22 protein-coding genes are annotated in these 23,753 nt (G+C 54.2%); 4 read left to right on the top strand and 18 right to left on the bottom strand.

Going from position 1 to position 23,753, the window contains the following annotated elements; translation table 11 throughout:
* Window positions 1-204: 204 nt before the first annotated feature.
* Complete coding sequence (locus DPF_RS00470; protein WP_218069947.1) at window positions 205-684, bottom strand: DUF4870 family protein; 480 nt, start codon at window positions 682-684, stop codon at window positions 205-207.
* Window positions 685-893: 209 nt separating this feature from the next.
* On the opposite strand from DPF_RS00470, the gene DPF_RS00465 reads away from it, so the two are divergent.
* Complete coding sequence (locus DPF_RS00465) at window positions 894-3,611, top strand: molybdopterin-dependent aldehyde oxidoreductase (protein WP_069856850.1); 2,718 nt, start codon at window positions 894-896, stop codon at window positions 3,609-3,611.
* 149 nt (window positions 3,612-3,760) lie between these two features.
* Here DPF_RS00465 and DPF_RS00460 read toward each other — a convergent pair whose 3' ends face one another.
* The 14 genes from DPF_RS00460 to DPF_RS00395 all read right to left on the bottom strand — a co-directional run bounded on the left by DPF_RS00460 (window position 3,761) and on the right by DPF_RS00395 (window position 17,360).
* A complete protein-coding gene (locus tag DPF_RS00460; protein ID WP_069856848.1) occupies window positions 3,761-4,516 on the bottom strand; it encodes a DUF364 domain-containing protein in 756 nt (251 codons plus the stop codon).
* Window positions 4,517-4,567: 51 nt separating this feature from the next.
* Complete coding sequence (locus tag DPF_RS00455) at window positions 4,568-5,398, bottom strand: hypothetical protein (protein WP_069856846.1); 831 nt, start codon at window positions 5,396-5,398, stop codon at window positions 4,568-4,570.
* Window positions 5,399-5,451: 53 nt separating this feature from the next.
* The gene (locus DPF_RS00450) at window positions 5,452-6,207 is read right to left on the bottom strand and encodes a hypothetical protein (RefSeq protein WP_069856844.1); all 756 of its coding nucleotides are present in this window, start codon (window positions 6,205-6,207) and stop codon (window positions 5,452-5,454) included.
* Window positions 6,204-6,728 (bottom strand): nucleoside-triphosphatase, encoded by a 525-nt coding sequence (locus DPF_RS00445; protein WP_069856841.1) that lies wholly within the window; start codon window positions 6,726-6,728, stop codon window positions 6,204-6,206. Before DPF_RS00445 ends, DPF_RS00450 begins: the two co-directional genes overlap by 4 nt.
* Window positions 6,725-7,504, bottom strand: coding sequence for an ABC transporter ATP-binding protein (locus DPF_RS00440; protein ID WP_069856839.1), 780 nt, complete (start codon window positions 7,502-7,504; stop codon window positions 6,725-6,727). Before DPF_RS00440 ends, DPF_RS00445 begins: the two co-directional genes overlap by 4 nt.
* Window positions 7,501-8,613 carry a FecCD family ABC transporter permease gene (locus DPF_RS00435; protein WP_218069946.1) on the bottom strand — a complete coding sequence of 371 codons (1,113 nt, stop codon included), beginning with the start codon at window positions 8,611-8,613 and terminating at the stop codon, window positions 7,501-7,503. The genes DPF_RS00440 and DPF_RS00435 overlap by 4 nt, the downstream gene beginning before the upstream one ends.
* Window positions 8,591-9,622 (bottom strand): ABC transporter substrate-binding protein, encoded by a 1,032-nt coding sequence (locus DPF_RS00430; RefSeq protein ID WP_069856834.1) that lies wholly within the window; start codon window positions 9,620-9,622, stop codon window positions 8,591-8,593. The genes DPF_RS00435 and DPF_RS00430 overlap by 23 nt, the downstream gene beginning before the upstream one ends.
* A 111-nt stretch (window positions 9,623-9,733) precedes the next feature.
* Complete coding sequence (locus DPF_RS00425) at window positions 9,734-11,809, bottom strand: TonB-dependent receptor plug domain-containing protein (RefSeq protein ID WP_069856832.1); 2,076 nt, start codon at window positions 11,807-11,809, stop codon at window positions 9,734-9,736.
* Between the two features lie 143 nt (window positions 11,810-11,952).
* A complete protein-coding gene (locus DPF_RS00420; protein WP_069856830.1) occupies window positions 11,953-13,131 on the bottom strand; it encodes a tetratricopeptide repeat protein in 1,179 nt (392 codons plus the stop codon).
* Between the two features lie 75 nt (window positions 13,132-13,206).
* Window positions 13,207-13,905 carry an energy transducer TonB gene (locus tag DPF_RS00415; RefSeq protein WP_069856828.1) on the bottom strand — a complete coding sequence of 233 codons (699 nt, stop codon included), beginning with the start codon at window positions 13,903-13,905 and terminating at the stop codon, window positions 13,207-13,209.
* A complete protein-coding gene (locus tag DPF_RS00410; RefSeq protein WP_069856826.1) occupies window positions 13,902-14,315 on the bottom strand; it encodes an ExbD/TolR family protein in 414 nt (137 codons plus the stop codon). Before DPF_RS00410 ends, DPF_RS00415 begins: the two co-directional genes overlap by 4 nt.
* A 213-nt stretch (window positions 14,316-14,528) precedes the next feature.
* Window positions 14,529-15,173: a MotA/TolQ/ExbB proton channel family protein gene (locus DPF_RS00405; protein ID WP_083254364.1), complete on the bottom strand. Its 645-nt coding sequence runs from the start codon at window positions 15,171-15,173 to the stop codon at window positions 14,529-14,531.
* Window positions 15,170-16,603 (bottom strand): DUF3450 family protein, encoded by a 1,434-nt coding sequence (locus DPF_RS00400; RefSeq protein WP_176724128.1) that lies wholly within the window; start codon window positions 16,601-16,603, stop codon window positions 15,170-15,172. Before DPF_RS00400 ends, DPF_RS00405 begins: the two co-directional genes overlap by 4 nt.
* The gene (locus DPF_RS00395; protein ID WP_069856824.1) at window positions 16,596-17,360 is read right to left on the bottom strand and encodes a DUF3450 domain-containing protein; all 765 of its coding nucleotides are present in this window, start codon (window positions 17,358-17,360) and stop codon (window positions 16,596-16,598) included. Before DPF_RS00395 ends, DPF_RS00400 begins: the two co-directional genes overlap by 8 nt.
* A 356-nt stretch (window positions 17,361-17,716) precedes the next feature.
* Between DPF_RS00395 and DPF_RS00390 the strand changes: the two genes are divergently transcribed.
* The 3 genes from DPF_RS00390 (at window position 17,717) to DPF_RS00380 (ending at window position 20,003) form a co-directional block, all read left to right on the top strand.
* Window positions 17,717-18,061: a DsrE family protein gene (locus DPF_RS00390; protein WP_069856822.1), complete on the top strand. Its 345-nt coding sequence runs from the start codon at window positions 17,717-17,719 to the stop codon at window positions 18,059-18,061.
* Window positions 18,062-18,186: 125 nt separating this feature from the next.
* Entirely contained in the window at window positions 18,187-19,206 is a 1,020-nt protein-coding gene (locus tag DPF_RS00385) for an alpha-hydroxy-acid oxidizing protein (protein WP_088178295.1), read from the top strand.
* 170 nt (window positions 19,207-19,376) lie between these two features.
* Entirely contained in the window at window positions 19,377-20,003 is a 627-nt protein-coding gene (locus tag DPF_RS00380) for a cysteine hydrolase family protein (RefSeq protein ID WP_069856818.1), read from the top strand.
* Between the two features lie 195 nt (window positions 20,004-20,198).
* On the opposite strand, the gene DPF_RS00375 is transcribed toward DPF_RS00380, so the two are convergent.
* From DPF_RS00375 to DPF_RS00360, 3 genes are all read right to left on the bottom strand, one after another.
* Complete coding sequence (locus DPF_RS00375; RefSeq protein WP_069856816.1) at window positions 20,199-21,368, bottom strand: FprA family A-type flavoprotein; 1,170 nt, start codon at window positions 21,366-21,368, stop codon at window positions 20,199-20,201.
* A gap of 589 nt (window positions 21,369-21,957) precedes the next feature.
* On the bottom strand, window positions 21,958-22,365 hold the full coding sequence (locus DPF_RS00365) for a bacteriohemerythrin (protein WP_069856812.1): 408 nt from the start codon (window positions 22,363-22,365) through the stop codon (window positions 21,958-21,960).
* A 290-nt stretch (window positions 22,366-22,655) separates the two neighbouring features.
* Window positions 22,656-23,345: an MgtC/SapB family protein gene (locus tag DPF_RS00360; RefSeq protein WP_069856810.1), complete on the bottom strand. Its 690-nt coding sequence runs from the start codon at window positions 23,343-23,345 to the stop codon at window positions 22,656-22,658.
* Window positions 23,346-23,753 lie beyond the last annotated feature (408 nt).

Below are 23,753 nucleotides of genomic sequence, written 5' to 3'. Positions count from 1 at the left end.
GCCTTGATCGGGAAAAAAATCACGTTACGGGAGGTGCAACCCGCCCAACTGATCTGCAACTCCTTGCATTTCCAGCATCCGTGTAACGGACCAGGCCCATGCGGTTGCGCTGGTTGGAAAGCGTTTGGTCCTGGTCTCCTTCAGGGGTCTGGAAACAGTGACCGCCTTGCGTATCTGACCAAAGGCGGTCACTGAACGCGTGTGCTATTCATACATGGGCCGGTATTCCATGAGTCTGATCCATCCCTTGACCAGCCTGTAAATGTACCAGACGGTCACGGCAAAGCCCAGAACCACGCCAAGACCCAGGAGAACAACCAGGGGCGCGGCCACACAGGCCCAGAGCAGGCTGAACCAGAAGGTGCGGATCTGCCAGCGGTAATGGCTGGACAGGACTGGGTCCTGGCGTGCGTCGTCCTTTTTGATGTAATCGACAACAATGGCCACGATGGCTGTGACACCGGCGAGAAAGACCAGGCCGTACATGATGTAGCAGAACTGCAGGATCTTTTTTTGGGCAGTGGGATCGAATCGGGGTGTTACCGGAAAGGGACGTCTGGGCATATTGGCTCCCGGGGTTGAGATGAGCTGTGGATACAGGGGGATGAGAGTGGGTACGGCCACTTCATGGAAATGTCTTATCCCAAGCAGATCAGGGAGATCAAGCAGATGGAAAAATTGCATTTCCCCTGTTGACCATGTGTTGTTTTTATGGGAACAAAGACATATTTATTGGCGAAAATTGGTTGGACCGCACGGGACAACAAGGTTCGCCAATTTCTGGTTGTGTATGTCCCGGTTTCCGGTAGCAACCGGGCATGTGGTCAAACGACACGAGCATACTTTACCCGCGCGACCTGACATTTCCTCGGCCACGCACAGGAGGAAGGCTTATGATCCAAAAAGAACTCATTGTGAATGGGATTCCCCGCAAACTCTATGTCAATGCCAAGGATTCTCTGGCCAAGGTGCTTCGGAACCAGTTGTGTCTTTTGGGACTCAAGCTGGGGTGTGAAAGCGGACAATGCGGTGCTTGCAGCGTGATCATGGATGGCAAGGTGATCCGTTCGTGCATTACCAAAATGAGCCGCGTCAAGGATGGGGCAAATATCGTGACCATTGAGGGCATTGGCAGTGCCGAGCATCTGCATCCTCTTCAGCTGGCCTGGATGGTCCATGGAGCGGCCCAGTGCGGATTCTGTACTTCCGGATTCATTGTTTCGGCCAAGGCCCTGCTGGACGAGAATGACCATCCTTCCAGGCAGGATGTTCGCGATTGGTTCCAAAAACACCACAACATTTGCCGATGCACCGGGTACAAACCCCTGGTTGACGCGGTCATGGACGCGGCCCGGGTTATCCGCGGCGAGATGACCCGGGAAGAGTTGACTTACAAGATACCCGAGGACGGTAGCGTCTGGGGCACTTCCATTCCCCGGCCCAGTGCCCTGCCCAAGGTGACGGGAACCTGGAATTTTGGTGCTGATGTGGGCTTGTCCCTGCCCGATGGGACGCTGCAACTGGCTCTGGTCCAGGCAAATGTATCCCATGCGGAAATCCTGTCCATTGACACCAGCGAGGCCGAGGCCATGGAAGGGGTGTTCAAGGTGATCACCCACAAGGATATCAAGGGCAAAAACCGCATCAACGGCCTGGCCTTTCCCGAGAACAAAGGAGACGGGTTTGACCGGCCCATTTTGTGTGATGAAAAGGTTTTTCAGTTTGGCGATGCCATAGCCATTGTCTGTGCCGATACCGAGGAACAGGCCAAGGCCGCGGCCAAAGCCGTGAAAGTGGACCTCAAACCCCTGCCCGAATACATGAGCGCGCCCGAGGCCATGGCAGATGATGCCATGGAGATCCATCCGGGTACCCCCAATGTGTATTATGTTACCAAGGCGGTTAAAGGCGAGGATACCGGTCCCATTTTCCACAAGGCCGACGCCGTGGTGGAAGATGATTTTTATGTGGGCCGCCAGCCCCATATGCCCATTGAACCGGATGTGGGGTTTGCCTACACCAATGACGAGGGCAAGCTGGTCATTCACTCCAAGTCCATTGCCATCCATGCCCACCATTTCATGATTGCCGAAGGCCTGGGCATAGATGCGGGCGATCTCGTTCTGGTGCAGAACAATACAGGGGGGACCTTTGGGTACAAGTTCAGTCCCACTAACGAGGGTCTTCTGGGCGCCGCGGCCATGGCCACGGGACGTCCGGTTTTTCTGCGCTATTCCTATTATCAGCAGATGACCTACACTGGAAAACGTTCTCCCTTTTTCACCCATCTGCGCATGGCCGCCACCAAGGAAGGCAAGATCCTTGCCCTGGAAAGCGACTGGACCGTGGATCATGGCCCCTATTCGGAATTTGGCGATCTTTTGACCCTTCGCGGTTCCCAGTTCATCGGAGCCGGATATGCCATTCCCAGTATCCGGGGGGAAGGGCGTACCGTCTGTACCAACCATGCCTGGGGTTCGGCCTTTCGCGGTTACGGCGCTCCTGAGGTAGAATTTCCCTGGGAAGTCCTTATGGACGAAATGGCGGAAAAACTGGGCATGGATCCCCTGGAGTTCAGGTTTCGCAATGTGTACAGAAAGGGGGATACCACCCCTACGGGTCAGGATCCCGAGGTGTACAGCCTGCCCGAGATGATCGATATATTGCGGCCCCGTTACAAAGAGGCCCTGAAACAGGCCAAGGCAGCTTCCACGGATACGGTCAAACGGGGTGTGGGGGTTTCTGTTGGCGTCTATGGCTGCGGTCTGGACGGTCCGGATTCTTCCGAGGCCTGGATTGAACTCACGGGTGAGGGCAAGGTGCTGCTTGGTGATTCCTGGGAAGATCACGGTCAGGGAGCGGATATCGGAGCTTTGGGAACTGCCCACGAGGCATTGCGTCCTTTGGGAATCGCCCTGGAGGACATTGATCGTGTGTCCTGTGATACCAGCATGACTCCCAACAGCGGTCCTGCCGGAGGATCACGTTCCCAGGTGCTCACGGGCAATGCCATTCGCGTGGCCTGTGAGAATCTGATCAAGGGGATGACCAAGGAAGATGGTTCCTTCAGGACCTATGAAGAGATGAAGGCTGAAGGACTGCCCCTGCGGTACGAGGGCAAATGGGTGGCGCCGTGCAAGGCCTGTGATGAGAACAGCCAGGGCAGTCCCTTTTGCTGCTACATGTACGGATTGTTCATGGCCCAGGTGGCCGTGGATACCACAACCGGCAAGACAACCGTGGAGAAGATGACCATGGTGGCTGATGTGGGCAAGATCAACAACAAACTTGTTGTTGACGGGCAGCTCTATGGCGGTCTTGCCCAGGGAATCGGTCTTGCCTTGAGCGAGGATTATGAGGACATCAAGCGACATTCCACCATGAAGGGGGCGGGTATTCCCGAAATCAGGGATATTCCCGACGATATAGAACTCATTTATGTGGAAAGCCCTCGGCCCGACGGTCCGTTTGGTGCCTCGGGAACAGGCGAGTTGCCCCTGGCCTCTCCCCATGCGGCCATCATCAATGGTATTTATAACGCCTGCGGTGTGCGCATCACCCATCTTCCCGCCCGGCCCGAAAAGGTGCTCAAGGGATTGCAGGCCCTCTAACGGCAGTTGTTGTCAAAAGGAAAACGTCCCCCAACCAGTCGTCCGCATGGATGGCCGGTTGGGGGATCTTTTTTGCCAAAAAGGCTCACGTGCATGTCCGGATGATGGGCAGGCCTTGACCGGAACCTTGGCGGCAAATCCTTTTCCTCTTACTTTTGCACGCGGCAATTCACCTTGTGGATGTTTTTTTTGAACAGCTGCATTCCGCCTCCTTCACTGACGATTTGCAGGATATTCTCCGGCTGGGTGACAATGATTCCCGAAAGCACGGTGACCGGTGTCCGGGCAAAAACAGTCGGAAGAAGCGGTGTGGATGCCCCGAGCATGATCACCTCCCGGCAGTTGGTGCAGGCGTTGAGGAGATCGTCAACCGTATGATTGATAATGGATGTGGAAGTGATGACGGCCACCTGGCATGAGGGCAGGATGTCCCTGGCTGCGTCCGCAGGCAGGGTGCCTGGACCGCGGTCCTGTTTCTCGAAAATGTCCAGCCGACCTGTGCGTTCTTTGAGTTTGGGAATGACCGGTGCGAAAAAACCCACCATGCCCACATGATCGTCGGGGTAGAGGGTAATGTTTTCCAGGATATCTCCGGTGGTCATGTCCGGGGAAGGGGTGTTGGTCAGGGCGTTACTTGTGGCAATGGCCACGGCCGATGCAATGGGATCGGTGGCATCCAGCATGGTCAGGACCTTGGCTGCGGGTGTGCCCTTGAGGGGGCGCAGACCCTGGAACACGGTGCATCCGCCCTTGGCATCCTTGTGAAAGGTGCAGGCAACGCCTGTTTGTCCGTTGTCCAATTGGACGGCCGTGTAACCGAGTCCGATACGCACATCCGCCACGGTACGGTCCTGAGCCAGGGAAAGTGCGTTTTCCTTGAGTCGTGTTCTGATGGTTGGTGACATGATATCTTCCTTGTTGTTGGGACGTCTCGTCGAAATTGGTGATGGTCGTGATCAGGTGGCGGCCGTCTGGGTTAGCTGGTTGGCATGCCGTCTGGAGAGCGGCTTTTTCCAGGTGATGATCACGTACCATCCAAGGGTTGCGATCATCAATGCATAGATAATGAAAAACAAGGTGGCCAATGGATTGCGAACAATGATCATGACCGCTCCCACATGGTTCTTGTTTTTGGGCCAGACAAAGGTTTTGAGAACAACGTGCAGGGAGCCGTGATCAAAGGGTTCCATGATCTTGACTTGGGGGCGGGCAATGACCTGATTGTTTTTGGAAAGGGTCAGGGTTACCTGATTGTCCTGCATATGGACGGCATCCCTGGTCATCTTCATGTGCTTGTCGTGCTGGGGAAGACGGAGCAGGGTCGGATCATCCACAAAGACCAATGAATCCATGCGCAGGGTGTAGCCGTCTCCAAAGGCAATGGTCTGGCCCGGAAACATGACCTTGTTGGCGTATTTGTCCCCCACAATCATGCTCAGGCCGTGGCCGAGCATGACCAGAATCACCAGAATGTGCATCACGGCGAGAAGATTTCTGGACATCCTGCCAGCATGGAACATGGGCACGATGCGCTGCCAGATGCACAATCCGGTATTGAGGAGCAGGGCACCAGCAATCAGGCACAAGCCCGCGAACCAGCCGGCAATGATTGGTTGATCCTGCGCATCCCGGACCAACCAGGTGGCGATCATTTGCTCGTTGAGTTCCTTGAATAGGTCGTAATAGGGGCCGCCCTTGCTGGCCAGAAGGGCTCCAAGACCCATCCAGAGGACCAGGGCGGTAATGGCCCAGAAAGCAAAGTACATGGAAGAAAGTCGTTTGAGCATGATTGTTCCGAGGTGATGAAGATTGGCAGGAAAGATCCGATGGGGTTGGCAGACTATTCCAGAAGCTGACGACCAAGCACGCAGACAACAATGAACAAACAGGCAAAGGAACCGATACAACAGGTCATCCGGGGCTGCGTTTTCCAGCGGGCAGGGAGATGCAGTCCAAGCATGATCAAAAGAAAGAACATGGTGGACCGGAAAAAGTTTCCGCTCCACCGCCAGGAATCACCCCAACCCGCATAGCACCAGAGGGACCCGGCAAATTCGCTCAGGAGGAACACCACTGTTCCCAGCAAAAGAAAATTGCGGCCCCGTGTCTCGCTGGTCAGTCGGATGTTGGGATTGTCAGATGGGATGGCTCCGGCGAGATAGGCAATGCCCGCATGGGCGAAAAATCCCAGGGCCGTGAGTCTGCAAAAGAAAAAACAGGCCACCAGGGGGTGGGAATACAAGAAGAAACTTGGCCTGGGCATGACATCGGAGCGGAAAACCAGGGGGAAAAGCAGCAGGCTTGTCATGATGCCGGTGAGCAGGGTTTGCCGTTTCAATCCCTGGTGGGAGGAGCCGGCCCACAGTTCCAGGAATCCGACCACAAATGCCGTGTACGTCAATGCTTCATAGGCACCAAACAGGGGAAGACGTTCCATGATCCCCACAAGGAGACCAACGATCAGTCCGCAAACTCCCGTACCCAATCCCAGGGCCAGGCGAGCGGTTTGGGGCGAGACAAACCGGGCCAGAAGAGTGGTCAGAACAAAACAGGTAAGTGCCACAAAAACCAGGGTGGGGTACAGGGCTTGGATCATGGTTGTGTCCTGATATGGGTTACAAGGAGTTCCAGGGCCGTCGGGTCGTGGACGTCCACAATAACCGGGTTTTGAAGACTCCAGATGCACGATACCGGGTGCACCAGTTCCTGTCGAACCACCCATAGATGGACGGGGTGTTCCAGTTGAAGCAGGGGGCCAAGGAGTCGGGCCCATCCCCTGCCCTGCATTTCCAGCTTGCCTACTTCGTCCACGCACACAAGGTCGGCATGTTTGCACTTTGCAGGATCAAGGGCTTTGTTTCCGGCCTCCATGCCTTCCCGGAAAAAGGTGAACGGAATGGTCTTCGGGGGGGCCAGAGGATTACGCCTGGCCAGAGGGGTTGTCTTGCCGGTTGTCAGGTCCACGAGGTCGAATCCTTCACGCAGATTGTTTTTCCACAACCCTTTGGCCAGGAAGCCCGTCGTCTTCAGGTCGGAAAGCCTGTCCAGGGCCCGGGCCAGCAGGGTTGATTTGCCCGATTGGGGTGCGCCGGTGAGGATGATGGTTGTGGGTTTCATGCGGTCACGCTGGCAGGGAGGAACACGGGTCGGTCCGTGCCTATATTGATTTTTCTGAGTTCGGTCTCATAGAGATCGCTCAGGTTGGTTTCAGTCATGATTTCCTGGGTCGGCCCCTGGGCAACAATGCGGCCGTATTTGAGAAGTACCACCCAGTCGGCAAACAGGGTGGCCATGTTGGGATCGTGCATGGATGTGACCACCCGGGTTTTCCGCTCCCGGCACAGGGCTTTGATGCGCTCCAGGAGAAGGTACTGATTTTTAAAGTCAAGGTGATTGGTGGGTTCGTCCAGAAGCAGGGTTGTGGGGTCCTGCACCAGAGCCCTGGCCATCAGGGCAAGTTGGCGTTCTCCACCTGAAATGCGATTGAAATTTCTGGGGGCCAATTTCCGGGCGCCCAGCATGGCCAGGACCTTCTTGGCCATGGCGTAATCCAGATCTGAAGGGGACTGGTACATCTTGAGAAACGGGGTCCGACCCATGACAACCACATCCAGGACGTTAAAGGGAAACATTTCGGTCCGTTCTTGGGGTACCATGCTCACCTGCCGGGCGATCTCCCTGGCCGTGGCCCTGGTCATGTCCATCCCATCCAGCACGAGGCTGCCTGACGAGGGTTTGAGAATGCCGTTCATGCAGTGCAAGAGCGTGGTCTTGCCTGACCCGTTTCGTCCCAGCAGAGCGCAGAAGCAGGCGTCTTTGATTTCGAAATCAATATTCTTCAAGGCATGGTGGGGGCCGTAATAATAATTGAGAGAATGGCAGGAAAGACTCATATCCATCCGCTCCCGCGGTTTTTGTATAAAAGAAAGGCGAACAACGGGGCCCCGATGAGGGATGTGACTATACTGATGGGCAATTCGGCCGTTGTGACGGACCTGGCAATATCATCGGCCAGAAGCATGAACAGGCCCCCCAGGGTAATAGTCACGGGGAGCATTTTTTTGTGGTTGGGACCAACCAGAGTGCGGGCAATATGGGGGATGACCAGGCCGACCCAGCAAACCTGACCGCAGGTGGCCACGGCCAGAGCCACAATGAGCGAACTGATGACAATAAGCAGGATTCGGTATGCTTTGGGGTTGAGCCCCAGAGATTTGGCCTGAACATCGCCTAGTGAAAGAACATTTAACCGATATCTGAGAAGGGTAATGAGTATGAGCCCCAGGCCCACAAGGGGAATGAGGGTGTTCACGTCCTTCCATGCAGCCCGGCTGAAGCTGCCCATGGTCCAGAAGACAATGGCCGGAAGTTGGTTGTACGGGTCGGCCATGTATTTGAGGATCATGACAAAGGCGTTGAAAAACGAGGTGACCACAAGCCCTGCCAGAACCAGAATGAGAATGGGCTTGACTCCAACGGCCCGGGCAATGCCCAGAGCTGAAAAGACAGCAGTCAGGCCAAAAATAAAGGCAAGTACCCGGACCAGGGCAAAGGAACTGCCCGGCAGGATCAGGGCAAGGGCCGCTCCAAAGGTGCAGCCTGCTGCCACGCCCAGGATATCGGGTGAGACCAGGGGGTTGCGGAAAAGGGCCTGGTATACCGCACCAGAAGCGGAAAGCCCCATACCCACGAGGATGGCCAAAATGCACCTGGGGAGGCGGACCTGAAAAAAGACCAGGGATTTGGAGAGAAGCGCATTGTCAACGGGGGTACCGGTGAGCGCTGCCCAGACAATGGTTCTGATTTCGCTTGATGAGATATCCAGTCTGCCTGTGTGCAGGGATATGATCGTCAGAAGCATGAGCCCCCCTAGGGTGGCGTACTGGAGTGTCCGATATCCCGTATCCCCCAGGGTGGTCTTGTGGGGGTCGAAGACCCTGGGCTTGCGGAAACGCGTGGTGAGGCGTTGTACAAGATGATTACGGGAAGACTCTGTCGCCAAGCGAGCCTCCGAGGTCAGTGAGTGTCTTCCCGAAGAGGGTCAGGAAAAAATGGTCGATGCGTTGTTCAAGCTCGGCTTCGGAAAAGAGGTCAGGGTAAAGGCGTGTGGCGCACCAAACCACTCCCAGTGTGGACAGGGGCGAAGGGAAGTCCCATGGCGCAATATCCGCGGGAAACACATAGACCTGTTTGTGGGCAATGGCCTTGACCCCCTGGAGTTCCTTGCGGGCCAGTACACCGGTCAGTCCTTTGCGGGTATTTCTGGTCACGGCCACGAAATCCGGGTCCCAGGTGATGAACTGTTCCGGGGAGATGCGTTTGAAATAACCGGTAAAGGATTGTGAAACATTGATCCCGCCTGCTTTGGCAAAGATCTCGCTCTGGAGCATGTCGCCTGATGCTGTGGAGAAGAATCCTCGGGAGCCCCCATAATAGCAGCGTTTGCGCTCACTTAAGGGGATGGATGCTACTTTTTGCTGTACGCTGCTTAGGATCTCGTGACACAGGTCAACCATCTTGCGGGCATGATCTTCCACTCCGGCTGCCCTGCCGATGAGCAGCAGGGTCTGGTCCAATTTGGCAAAATCTTCAGGAACAATGACAATGGCAGGAATGCCAAGACCTACCAGGCGGTCGGCCAGAGCAATGCCGTCCTTTTGGGAAAAGAGAATGACTAGGTCCGGTTTCAGATCCACAATGGTCTCAAGATTCAGCCCCGAGCTCTTGCTCCCCACACCTGCTGCCCTGGCAATGGGCGGATACACCCCGGTGGTAAAGGGTTCATACCGGCACTCGTTGTCCACACCCACCAACCGGTCGGCCAGACCAAGACAGTACACGGACAGGGTGGATGGCTTGAACGTGGTCACGATGCGCTGGGCCTTTTGGGGTATGAACACCTTGCGCCCCACCATGTCGGTTACGGTCCATCCGGCCAGGGCCGGGGAGGCGAGGATAAAAAGGAAAAAAAAGGAGAAAAACAGGGCCGGTGGGCGAAAAGAGGTGTTCACATCGATATCCTCGGGATAAGATTGCGAAACATTGGGGCAGCCATGTGGCGATTACAGGGTGCACCATTCCTTCCCTCAAGAAGCCTGAGGGAAGGAATGGTGCCAGGGAATTTAGATCTTGGCGGACAGACCAACCAGAAAGCTCCTTCCGCGACCGGGGAAGCTTTCTTCGGAATAGTAGTCCTTGTCGAAGATGTTGTTCACTTCAACGTATCCTTCAAAGTGTTCCAGGAATTGTTTGGAAACACGACCGTTGAGGATGAAGTAGTCGTGCAGTTTCTCTTCGGGGTCGTCACCTTCCTCTATGGGGACTTCGGCATAACTCTCGCCAAAGTAAATCCCTTGGAGATGGAGTTTGGTTGTGACGACCGGGATGAGGTAATCAATGCCCATATCCACTTTGTGTTTGGGGATGTTTACCATATGTTCGGTAACGGCTTCATCGCTTTTATTTTTGGCAATGGTGTATGTGTATCCAAGAGAAAGAGTCAGGTTTTCCATGGGGTACGCTTTGAAGTTGATTTCAGCACCACTGAAGACAACTTCTGCTTCATTTTGATACTGTCCGTCACCATCAAGCCCGTCTTCGTTGTAATCGCGTGAAATCCAATTTGAAATGTCACTGTAAAAGCCTTCAATACTTGCGTCCAGCCAGTCAAATAATGATCGTGAAATCCCGATTGTATAATTGACGCTGTGCTCGGCTTCAAGATCAGGGTTGTATGAACTTCCGGAATAAAGATATTGCAGTGTGGGGAATCTTGTTTTCCGTGCTATTGATCCATAGAGTTTTGTTGTGTCTTTGAATTCATAACTCAGTCCCACCATGGGATTGAATTCGTCCATGGTATCTGGTTTGTCAATTTCATCGCCATCATCATTCAGGAAGTCTGATTTGGTTACTTCAAACCAATCATAACTGGCACCCAAAATACAGGTTAATCCCTCTATTGGCCTGAACTCGTTTTCCATGCCAACAGATCCCGTATAAGAGAAGGCATCGTAATAATCCGCTTTTTCTGATGTACGTTCTTTGTGAGAGTCTCCGCGATAATGAAGGGAGAAGCGAGTCGTATACCATTCCAGAAGGTCAAGGTCGGTGATCAGAGAACCACCTGCCATGTAGTCCTTGTATTTACTATGGGCGATGGTATCGTCATAGTCGACAGGATCATCGTAGGATACATAGACGTCCTGATGGTTATGGTAGAACAGTTTGCCCCGTACCGTCAGAATGTCGTTTACCTTTTGCTTGCCGCTCAGATCAATTCCCCAGTCAATATTGTCGTCGCTTTTGCCAAAGCCCTTGGAGAAGTTTTCCGGATCCTCATCGCCGAAATTGCGAATTGTAACTGAATCCACGTTTGCGGGCATGTCATACTCGCTGCTTATATAGTGGAACGTGGCAAAGTACTGGGTTTCCTCGTCGGGTACCAGGCCGACACGTGTCCAAAGGGCGTCGGTTGTGTACGCGGAATTGTCCCGGAACCCGCCGTCTTCAATTTCAATTTTGTCAGCGGGATCATTTCCAGGCTTGTGGTAGACTTCACCATCATGGACATCGTAATCATCGGACATCCGCCATCCGTCGGTATGCTGCCTGCTGTAACTCAGCCAGTAGTTGACCACGCCGATTTGAGCGCCATGGGATGCTTCGGCAATATAGGTGTTGTTTTCTCCAAACCCCACATTGGCCTCGGCCCAGGGTTTTTCAGTTCCCTGTTTGGTGATGATGTTGATGACACCGGCTTCGGCATTGGCACCATAAAGAACCGAAGGGGCTCCCTTGATAACCTCGATTTTGGAAACAACGCTTGCCGGGATCTTGTTCAGGTCCAGTTTGCCATAATTGGTTTCGTAGTAGGGGATACCATCAATAAGAATAAGGATTTTGCTTGAATCAAACCCATGCATTGAAATATTGGGTTGGTTTTTCACTCCGGTCGTCACGGTAATCCCGGGCACGTATTGCAAGGCCTCGGCAACTGTCTTGGCATTGGTGGCCTTGATTTCCTCGGACGTGATGTCGTTGGTGATGGCCATATCCTTGACCCCGGGTTTGTCTCCGGTGACCACCATTTCTCCCAAATTGTAGACAGCTGCTTGGGATCCGTCCTCTGCCCAAGCTGTTTGACCCATGAGTCCAATGATCAGGGCGAGGATGATGCACGACCATGTTTGTTTCATTCTTCTACCTCCCAGCCAAAATGAGTTGTGTTGAAGAAAGCATGTAGGTCTAAAATGATATACTTGTAAGGTATGAAATGATTTCATGTCAATGGGTTTTGAAATAAAGCGAAATGCCTGGAGGTATTGGAAGAATTATGGTTTTATTGGTCAACATCGATTTCAAGAAGGGGAGCTAGGGCTTGTAGGGCAGATGCTGCGTGAGATGCAAATCTGTCATTTTTGACATGTGAAAACCAGGTTGCGGCCTGGTGCCAATTCTGGGTTTCCATGGCGCAGTAACCCATGAGCAGGTAGGCCTCATCGCGTGTATTCGATTGCATGTTCACGATCTGCTGCAAGGTGGTTATAGCTTCCTTGAAACGGCGGGTTGTCATCAGGGTCCTGGCCCTGGTCATCAAGCGCTGGGGCGTTGCCTGACGGGCAATGGCCTGGTCAAGGTAGTGCAAGCCCTTGTCGATCCGATGGGCGCGCAGAAATCCTTTGGCCAGGGCATCGTTATCTCTGGCGTCAGGCGCCAGTGCTGCCGCCCTTTCCAGACACATGGCTCCCTGCAAGGGGGCGTTGAGATAAAAATACAGGGAACTCAGTTCCTTCCATTCTCTGGCTGTTGCGTTGCCCAGGCTCAATGCCGTACGCAGGGCAGCAGCGGCCTGGGCATAACGTTCCTGCTCCGTGCGGATACCGGCCAGGAGTTTCCAATAGGCCCGTTCCGACGGATAGGTTTCCAGAAATGATGTGAGAAGGCGTGTGGTACGCGTGAGGTTTTGTTGCGCATAACAGACCTGAATCAAGAGGGCGAGCCATTCCCTGCGTGTGGTTGGAGCCGTCTCAAGGAGTTGTTCCAGGACCCTGCGGCTGTCATCAAGTTGTTCCGCCTGATAAAAGGCAATGCCCGCCTGGTAGAGGAGTTGGGGTTCCCCGGGTTGGGAGAGCTTGAATGCTTTTTCAAAGAGTTTGCCTGCTTGGGCAAATTGTTCCAGTCCGTATCTGGCTGCGGCCAGGTTGCGACATAGGGCAAGGTTGCCCGGGTGTTTGTTCAGACCCTGCTGGTACCATTTGTTGGCCGCAGCAAGATCCCCTTGTTGGTAGCAGGCATTTCCCAGAACAAGAAAGAACAAGGCGGGCTCCGTGTCCGGATGCCGTTTGAGATACGAAGAAAGTGTTTTTCGAACCTCGGGGTAGTCTTCCCTGTCCATGGCCTGCTGGGCCCGGTAGAGGATGCGCTGTTCGGGCACAGAGAGGTTGTTCTCGGCATGGGTATGGCTGGCCGTGCTGAGAACAATCAGAAAGAAGAGGAAGATGCCTGTTGAAAATTTCATGTTATTCCTGAACGTGCAGCAGATGGTAACAATGTTTCTGCGATCCACGAAAACACCTGACATGTAACAACGCGATCAAAGTTTGAAGGAAATAGGTATCATCATCCAAGTGGCCACGGGTTTCCCTTTGTAGATGCCGGGCTTGAAGCGCCATTTGGCAATGCACTCCTTGACGGCCTGATCAAAGACGCCCTTGGGTTCCGAGGTGACAATGGAAATCTTTTCCACCATACCGGTCATATTGACCAGAAAGCGGGCCGTGACCTTGCCGGTGATTCCCTTGCGTCTGGCCTGGAATGGATAAACCGGCGGGACTCGGCGTATGGGTATGGGCGGGGTGTCCAGCTCGCCCAGTTCAAAACCGATGGTTGCCGATTGAGGAGGGCCGGATCTGGTGAAATCCGTGGATGCATCCGGCAAAGGCGGTGCCACTTCCAGGCCTGGAGAGATCTGATTGGTCATGGCCATTTCAAAGGAAGGTGTTTTGAATGTCAGTTTGGGCCGGGATTTGTGCTGGAGCGGCTGCTGCATTGACAGGGTCGGCGTTTTGACCGGTTTGCGGGGTGTGGGCGTGGGCTTTTTGATGATTTCGCGCTTGGTTTGTTCTGGCAGGGGCGGGGGCGGAGTCAGGAGAACGGGCATAGAGGACAGGTCGTGCTGTTGGTGTACCTCATTGTCCGAAAGAATGGGCGCCACCATGCATATGAAAATGTTGACAAGGATGGCTGCGGCAAGAAGCACGCACCAGAAGGTCAGATTGTAGACGAGTTTCATGCCGGTCGTTTGGCTGCAACGCTGATGTTGGTCACGCCTGCCAGGCGGCAGGCATCCAGGATCTGCACCACAACCCCTGTTTCACTTTTTTTGTCCGCCACCACCACAACCGAGCCTTCGGGGGTCTCGGCCAGGAAGCGTTCCATGCGTGTGCGCACGGACCTGATATCGATACTTTTGCCCTCGATAAAGATATGCCCCTGGGCTGTGACACCGATGATCATGTTGGCCTTTTCCTTGGTCACGGCTGTCTTGGCCACGGGACGGTGCACGTCCACCCCTGATTCTTTGACAAAGCTCGTGGTGACCACAAAGAAAATGAGTAAAATAAAAACCATGTCCAGCAAGGGAGCCATATTGATTTCAGCCCCCCTGGATCGGTTTGCACGGATATGACGGAGTGATTTCATGGTAATTTAAGTTATACTTGAGTGTGCACTTAAGTGCACAGGGCTCAGTACACAGTACTCAGTGCGCGGAGTTATTGGCGAAATGTTAAGATCCCAACATCTCACAACTGCGCACTATGCAGGATTTTGAGGATAAGCGATGCCACTATCAACCGAACATAAAAAACGAATAACATCAGAAAAAATATATTTTTTCATTTATAACAACGATTATTAACGACCTGACTCACCGCTAACTGTGCACTGTGTACTCAAGTGCGCACTTCCCCCTTCCCCCACCAGTCTGATGGCAAAGCGTTGCATTTTGTCGGCGAGGTTTTCGGCCCTGCGGCGTAAAAAGTTACCCATGAACAGCCCTGGTACGGCAATGAAGAGTCCCGTCTGGGTGGTGATCAGGGCCTGGGAGATACCCGAGGCCATGGCCTTTGCGTTGCCTGTACCAAATTGGGCCATGACATCAAAGGTGCTGATCATTCCCGTGACCGTGCCCAGGAGCCCCAAAAGCGGTGCTGCTGCAGCCAGTACGAGGATGGTTCCGATGTACCGTCTGGCCTGGGCCGACTGGGTTTTGGCCAGGGAAACGGCCAGGGTCATGTCAAAGGAGGGGTCTCCGGTCCGCTGGTCAAAAAAAAGAGCAACAAGGCGCTGCTGCCAGGGCGCTCCGGACGGATTCGGCCTGGAACGTGCGTCCAGACATTCCCTAAACGGGACCTCCTTTTTGAACATTGTACTGAAGGTAACCAGTTTTCGGAAGATGAGTGCCCACATGCACACGGAGACCAGAAGCAAAGGGATCATGATCATGCCTCCGCTGTACAGATAGTTCAGGGACTCCCGGGCGATATGGGCAAGGCTCATTGTTTCCCTTTCCCCTCCAGAACGGCCGCGGCAAAAGCGGTTCCCTTTTCTTCCATATCACTGAGAAGGGTCTCCACCCTGCGTTGGAGAAAATGGTGCACAATCATGATGGGGATAGCCACGGCCAGGCCCAGTTGGGTGGTAATCAGGGCTTCGGAAATGCCGCCGGACATCATGCGGGGGTCACCGGTTCCGTACAGGGTGATCACCTGAAAGGTGCTGATCATTCCCGTGACCGTGCCCAGAAGGCCGAGCAGGGGAGCGATGGCGGCCAGGATGTTCAAGGTGGCCAGAAAACGTTCCATGGACGGAATTTCCTTGAGAATGGCCTCTTCCAGGGCGGCTTCCAGAACATCCTTGGAAGATTCGGCCGCTTCAACGCTGCGGGCCATGACCCGTATGGCCGGAAAGCGGGGCATGGTCGAGCAGATTGTTTTGCAGCCTTCCCAGTTGCGTGATTTCACCAGGGAGAGGATCTGGGCCATGGTCTCGCCTGGCGTGGTTTTTTGTCGCAACAAAACAACCATGCGCTCAACCGTCAGGAGCAGGGCGATGCCTCCGACAAACAGGATGGGCCAGACGAGCACGCCGCCGGAGCGCAACCATTGTAGAAGATCTTTCTGGCGATCCAGACCCTGTAATGCTGCACCTCGGGAAATATCCAAGGGAATGTCTGGTGATTGTCCCTCAAAGGCAGCTTGTATGTGATGGCGTATGCTCCTTCCCAGGGCAGCGGGAACCGCGATCCAGGTTTTGCCGTCCTTGGCTGTGCGCAGATATCCCACATTTCCATCCTTGAGGCGGTACAGGGCCGTGAATGCGCCAACGCGCAGGATTTCAGCCGGAGTTCTGCTGCCATCGGGCCCAATGATTTCACGGGTGATCAAGGCTATGTTTCCGGTCTCCTGGGCTTCCTGAAAGAACAGGCCGATGAGATGGGCAATATCCTCAAACCCGGGAAAACGGTTGGCGTCAAGCAGGGGGGAGATCTGGGCCAGGCGGTTGTCAAAGGCCGGGGACACCAGACTGTCGTGGATCATGGCGTCTGCGTCCCGTGCAGCGCTTTTGACAACGGTTTCCATGGTTTTGATGTCTTCGAGATGCTCCTCAAGGGCAAGGCGGGCCTTTTGTTCCCTGGCCAGAAGGCGTTCGAATTCCTTTTTATGTGTGGACAGGCGTTGTTTTTCCCGGGCAATGTCTGCTTCGAGTCGGGCTGCCTGGGCCTGGAGTTCTTTTTTTTCTTTGGCAATGATGGCCCGGGTGGTTTGGGCTTCCCTGGCAACGGTTCGGGCTTCCCTGGCCAGATCCTTGTGAATGGCCTGCCATGTCGGGGTGGCCTCGTCCGTTGCCCATGCGGGACACGTCCAGACAAGGAAGAGGGTGAGGATGACCATTGGCAGGCGGATCAGTCCATGAATGCTGTTATTCACGGCTTCCTCCCTGTACGGGCAGTACCAGGAGGGATGCGGCCCGTTTGCGATCCACCATCTGCAGGGCCTGGTCCAGATCCCGTTCATAATCAGTGGAAAGAGGAACCCAGGTTCGCGTTGAGGCGTCAAACCGGGAGATAACACGCTTGTCAATGGACTGGAAGAAAAGTCCGATCCGGCCCAGCCGAAAGATGCGGCCCTGGATGGTCGTGTCGTCCAGGGTAATGGACGCGTCCGTGGCCTCCAGGGTTCGGCCGTAATCCGCTTCCACCTGCAATGCCTCCAGAACCCGGCGAAGTTTTTCGCTTAGGCTCAGGTGATAATCCCCGAGGCTTTCCTCGAGAAAGGCGATCCGCCTGGCTCGTTCTTCGGGCAGAAAGGGAAGATCAGTGGCCACAAGAGCCTTCAGGTTGGCAACCGTCTCGTCCAGAAACGGTTCCAGGCGCATGTTGATGTGTTCCATTTCCTTTTTTCGGGTTTCCAGCTCGTCCAGCTCGGCCAATTCCCTTTGGATGTACCCCTGGTATTTTTGGTTTTGGTATTCAAGCCAGGTTTTTTCCAGGATCAGATCACGGATGCGGGCCTCAATGGAGGCCTTCTGATTTTCCCAGGCTTCCAGACTTTTTTGGGCCTGGGCCTCCCTGGCCAGATTCTGTTGGACCTGTTTTTCAGCCTTGGCGAGGTTCGATGCTGTGCACGGGATGGAACCCCCAAGTATCAGCAGTAGGAACTGAATTGTGAACAGGATGCGTAACACGCTGTCCTCCTTGGAAAATGTACGATGCTGTATGATAGCAGATCATTTATGTCATATCAACCATAGAGTCAACGAAACCCCATGCGTGCATCATGGAAGCCGGTTGTGGGACGCACAATCTGTGCTTCGTGTCACAAGAAAAAATGTTTGGTCCTGATTGTGTTAAAGGGGTTGAAAAAAACATAACTGGTTTTCATTTTTGGAGAAAAACAGCGTGATCTTGGCCGGATATTCGGCTGAGTGAACGAGTTTGGAGCCTGTTTTTTGATTGCCCGGTCAAGGGGAGTTGGGTATTTGCCCGGGAATGTGCGTCATGCGCAAAAAATATTTCAAACATCCACAAGGAGGAAAAAAAGATGACATACAAAGCATGTTTTCACGTAGATCTGAACGATCCCAACAGGTTGCAGCTGGCCCTGAACAATGTGGCCAATTTTCTGAATGCCAAGCCCGAGGGTAAATCCGTTGTTGTGGTCAACGGTCCTGCTGTGAATCTGTTCAGGCAGGGAAGTGCCGACGAGGTGGCTTCCAGAGTGCGTGAACTGGGAGAACGTGGGGTGGGTTTTCAGGTCTGCAACAACGCCTTGCACGCTTTTTCCATCAAGGAGGAGGAACTTCTTCCCCAATGCGAGGTTGTGGCCGCCGGCATTGTTGCATTGATTGATCTGCAAAACAACGGGTTTGCCTATATCAAACCATAGGGTGGTCAGGTGATTTTGCAGATCCCATACGGGTTGCCATGGGGTCTGCAAGCATGTTGAATCATGGTTTGGGAACTGGTCTGATGTATACAGTATAAACAGTTCAACTCGGGAGCATTATGGATTTGCAGGAGATACGGCAAACCGCCAGGGAGCGGATGAAGGGATATTGCAGGGTTTGTCCGGTGTGTGATGGTCGGGCCTGTGTGGGCGAGGTGCCTGGCATGGGCGGGCTGGGTACGGCCGCATCCTTCCGGGACAATGTGAGCGCTCTTGCCGAACGCAAGCTGAACATGCGGTTGGTGCACCATGTGATCGACCCGGACACGTCAGTGGAAATCTGCGGCAGAACCCTGGACATGCCCGTGCTTGCCGCACCCATTGGCGGGGTGTCCTTCAACATGGGCGGAAAGGTCACGGAAGAGGCATATATTCACGGGGTGCTGGAAGGGTGTGTGGAACATGGTACGCTGGGATGCACCGGGGACGGGGTTCCTGCGTTTATTTCCGAAGCCGGGTTTGCGGCCATCTCCCGGCTGGGCGGTGCAGGTATTCCGTTTGTCAAACCATGGGAAGATGCCGAACTTTTTGACAAACTGGACAAGGCCCTGGCCAGTGGTGCCAGGATCGTGGGCATGGATATTGATGCGGCCGGTCTGATTACCCTGAGAAAAATGGGTCGACCTGTCAGTCCCAAGCCCGTGACCAAACTCGCCGAGATCATCAAACGCTGTCCGGTTCCATTCCTTGTCAAGGGGATCATGACCCCGGACGATGCCAAACGGGTCCGGGATGCCGGGGCTGCCGGCATTGTGGTCTCCAACCATGGCGGGCGGGTTCTGGATCACACTCCGGGCACGGCCCGGGTCCTTCCCCGGGTGGCCCAGGCTGTCAGGGGAGACATGGCCGTTTTGGTCGACGGCGGGGTGCGCACGGGCACGGACGTGCTCAAGATGCTTGCCCTGGGGGCTGATGCCGTCATGATCGGTCGGCCCATTGCCGTGGCTGCTGTGGGTGGGCTCAAGGAAGGGGTAGAGGCCTATCTGGATCAGGTCAGGTCCGAACTGGTCCAGGCCATGGTACTTACGGGCACGGCCCGGGCACGTGCCGTGGAGCCGGACATTCTGTTTGACCGGGAGAAATAGGTGCCGGGCACATGAAGGGCTGTCGTTTTTTTGCTGGGTAGTGTTTTCAAATCTGAAAATATGGTGCATTGGTATCAATACTGGTTACATTGAAAAGTCCCTGCCCGGATTCTGTTGTGTCAGGCTCCCGGACCAGGGATCATCCACCATGCAGCACCGAGGAGGTCTTTATGCGACGCGTACCACATGTGCTTCTCCTGCTTTTCTGCCTGTTGCCCTGTGCGGCCATGGCCGCATCCATTGACGAGATCTGGGATGAGGTTTCACCTCCTGATCTCCCGGAAATCCGAACGGTTACAGTGGCTCCGGCAACCACGGCCCTGCTCGTCCTGGACATCGAGGAGCTGACCTGCAACCAGGCTCGTCGGCCTCGATGCCTGGAAACCGTTCCCCGCATCGCCGCCTTGATCAAACGGGCCCGTGCTGCCGGGCTTCCCGTGGTTTACAGCATGACCCCCCGGGGCACATTGGACACCATGCTGCCACCGGTCACTCCCGAACCAGGCGAACCTGTTGTGCATTCCAGCGTGGATAAATTCTGGAATACCGATCTTGAAGATATTCTCAAAAGCAAGGGCATCACTTCGGTCATTGTTACGGGCACTGCGGCTCACGGAGCTGTCCTGCACACGGCAACAGCTGCCGGATTCCGGGGGATGCATGTGGTGTTGCCTGTTGACTGCCTTTCGGCAGCAGACCCCTATGTTGAGCAGGCCACGATTATCCTTCTCAAGACCGGACCGGGAACCAGCAAGAGGATCTCCTTGACCCGCAGTGACAGGATCACCATCAAATAGGGCGGTAGCCATCCGGAAGGAAACAGACAAAAGGCCACGTGCATGCCAAGTGCGCGTGGCCTTTGTGATTGAAGCCCCTTGTGAACAGGAGTCAGAGATGTCTTTTCATGGAGATAACAAGCGGTTTTGAAACATCATTGCGGGCAGATGTCCCGTGGTGCACCAGAGCCATGACATGCCCTTCCCTGTGGGAGGTCAGATGGTCTGATGTTTTGCCTGGATGGCGTCAGCCAGGGCATCCAGTTGGGCAAAGGTTTCGTCTTGGGGGCGTCCCTTGCTCATGATGGTGCCGAGGATCTCCACCTTCAGGTTGGGTATCAGGCCCGATATCTGCTCAACCGCCTTGGTTGCCCAGCCATAGGAGCCGATGATGGCAGCGTACTTCACTTTGGGCCGCAAGGCGTTTGCCAGATTGACAGTGGAAAAGACAAGGGGGTGCGGTCCGACGTGTACCGTGGGAGTGCCGATGACGATTGTTGCCGCATCAACCAGGGCAGAGGCCAGTTTGGCCAGGTCCGTAACCGTCAAGTCGAATTTGTGGGCCTTGACGCCTCTGTCCGCCAGGGCTGCTACCAGATGATCCACCATGATTTCCGTGCTGCCATGCATGGAGATATACGGGATGACCACATGATTGGATACCTTGTCAGAACTCCACTCCTCATAGGCCGCCAGAATCTGTTCAGGGTGGTCGTACATGGGCCCGTGACTGGGTGCTATCAGGTCAAAGTCAAGGTTGCGCACTTTTTTGAGGTTTTTTTGAATCATTGTGCGAAAAGGCATCATGATGGCAGCGTAGTAACGGTTTGCCGCTTCAATGACATAGGGATCTTCTCCGGCATAAAGATCGGTTGTGGCAATGTGTGAACCCAGGAAATCACCGGTGAACAGGATGCGGTCCTCGGGGAGGTGGGTGATCATGGTCTCGGGCCAGTGGACCCAGGGCGTATGAACGAACCGAAGGGTCTTGTCGCCCAGGGAAAGGGAGTCGCCATCCTCAACGGTTTGAATGCGCTGGTCCGGGATTTCCAGATGTTCCAGAAGAAGTTTTTTTGCTTTTGGAGAACACACGACCGTGGACTGCGGATATATTTCCAACACAAGGGGAATGGTGCCCGAATGGTCCTGTTCGGCGTGCTGGGACACGATGTAGTCGATTTCGGGCACCTGTGCCAGCTGGCGAACCAATACCTCTTCCATCATCGGGTCAACCGTATCAATAAGAGCTGTTTTGTGCGATCCTTGAACCAGATAGGCGTTATAGCTGGTGCCATCGGGTAAAGGTACCAGCGAGTCGAACAATCTTCGGTTCCAGTCTATGGCTCCCATCCAATGAACGCCCTTGCGAATCTGCCTTTTTTGCATGTCGTGCCTCCCTTGGCCTTGAATGTACGCTTTGATGTTCCAAAGGATCCCGTGGAATCCGTTATGCAGGAACAATCCGCAACCACCTGCCAGCCACGATGTGTGCCGGACAGACTGTCAATTGGGATGTATTGCATTGACCTTGTGCCCCGGCCGTTTCCCATGGGTTATGGGTTGCCCGGAGAGGAGACAAGGTAGGTTCAACCCTACCTGATTTGCACATGCCATTCAAAGGTTTTTTGGGAAAAGACATCCCGATTTTGCACAGGCAGGGAGACTGGCCGTCTGTGGTTCGTATGCGCATGTCAGGAGGCGAGGGGTTCCTGGGAGGTGTGCCTGTCCATGTCCTGGCTGCCAACGGATGGGTGCTCTGGAGGGAAAATCGGATGGATAGCTGCTGGGGTGCGAGAATCAGACGGTAAGGCTGTATGGGGCTGGCGTGTCAGAAAGGAGATCGGTCAGATCACGTCCGGGAACCACGAGCCATGATACTCAGGGAGGGCGCTTTTGATAGGCTGCATCCCGGGCAGCAATGAGCTTTCTTGTCGGTTTGCTCATTGCTGTTCGGGATATGAGTTCTGCCTGGGGCTTATTTCAGACCATGTTCATTAAAGAACTGGGAATAGTGTTTATCGGTGCCCTTGATATGATTGCGGAGCCAGTCGCTCAGGAATTTCATGACTTCAAGGGTAAGGGAAATCTTGCCTTTCTCGAATTCGTCTTTGAATTCAGAGACCTTTTGGACAAAGGCATCATGTTCCTTTTTGTGGGCCAGGGCCTGGGGGTAGTTGAATTGTTTGAAGTAGTTCTCTTCGGTCTTGAAATGCGTTGCTGTATACTCAACCAGACCATTGATGATCTTGCCCAGAACATCCTTGCCCTTGCCCTGCTTCATGGCGTCATTGAGATCGTTAATCATGACGATCAGTTTTTGATGTTGTTTGTCGATTTCTGCAACCTTGACGCTGAAGCTGTCATTCCACTTGATCAAAGACATTGAAACCCCTCTTTTTCATGTATTGGTTGAGTCCTGAAACATTGTGCAATCCATTTTATTGAACCCGCGATGCGATGAGCACACCTGCTGGCTGGTCAACCGGCCAGGATGGTGCCTGTCCCCATGACCGAACCGTGTGCCATGCATGACCTGGAAAAATTACCTTGATTCTTTGTGATCAGCAAGAACATGATCCGCGTGTCAACCGGTGGGGAACGTTTGCTGACGGCTCCTGGTGGGACAACGGGCCATGTCCATGGGGAGGCAGGCCGCGTGGGTCAATCCGAAAATCAATGCCATCCAACCTCGTCAAATCGTGTATCTGTTTGCAGTTTGCTGACAAGGTGCGCCACTGTTTTCTCGTGGCGCGTGCGCAACACCAGGGTCACATGGCAACTCCCGGTTTTGGGCTGGCGGGTTATGCTGCGATTTTTGATCTGTATCCCTTTTTCCTGGAGTTGATCGATTATTTGGTCAAGCAGGGTCAAATCGCCTTCCCACTTCATGTGCAGGGAGAAATAGTGATCGCGGACAATGGGAAGACGATGCAGGGCGTACAAGGCCACCAGCACCAGCATGGTCAGTACATATGCAATGACAAATTCACCAAGGCCAACCGTTACCCCAATTGCGGACACGACCCAGATGGAGGCGGCCGTTGTCAGGCCACGGACAAAATCCTTGCTTTTGACAATGGTACCTGCGCCCAGAAAACCAATGCCGGTGATCACGCCGGCAGCCGCGCGAGCCGGGTCCATGCGGATGGCCGATTCTGCACCCACATTGAATTCCATGGAAAGTTTCTGGAAGACAACGATTATTGTGGCCGAGCCAAGACAAACCAGAATATTTGTCCGCAAGCCTGCTTCCCGGCCTCGGGTCTGACGTTCCAGGCCAACAAATGCTCCAAGAATCATTGCTACCAGGAGTCGCACAATGAACATCCCGTTCGCGTTCATGGCATCCCAAAAATAAGCCATCCAAACCTCCTGATTTTCTACGGGACGGTCCTGCAAACTATGCCCGTCCCGTCATATGCCGTATCGCTGTTTGCCAAACGTCTATATGTAAAATGCAAGGGCCCAGAATATCAAGCACCAGTAACAGGGGGTTGGGCAGGAATATCCCGGTGATTCACTCCAAGCAGAGGCCCTCACCATGTGGAAGGCAGGTCTCGTGGCAAAACCTTCCCGATTCTTTCAGGCCGGTCATGGCAAGGTTTGCCCCCCTTTGGTTCGTGACCGACCCGAACCAAGTATGCCCAGGTCTGAAACACCATTCCTGGTTGATTTCCTGTTGGCAGAGGGGGGGGAATACGCATCAAGCAGGCCCTGTTTGTTGTGAACCTGAACGTGCCGGGAGGCTCCAGGTTTTGTTTGTGGTGACAC

It is taken from the genome of Desulfoplanes formicivorans (assembly GCF_001748225.1).
Classification (GTDB): domain Bacteria; phylum Desulfobacterota; class Desulfovibrionia; order Desulfovibrionales; family Desulfomicrobiaceae; genus Desulfoplanes; species Desulfoplanes formicivorans.
Note: the sequence above shows the minus strand (reverse complement) of the source record. Positions and strands in the feature narration are given on the sequence as shown.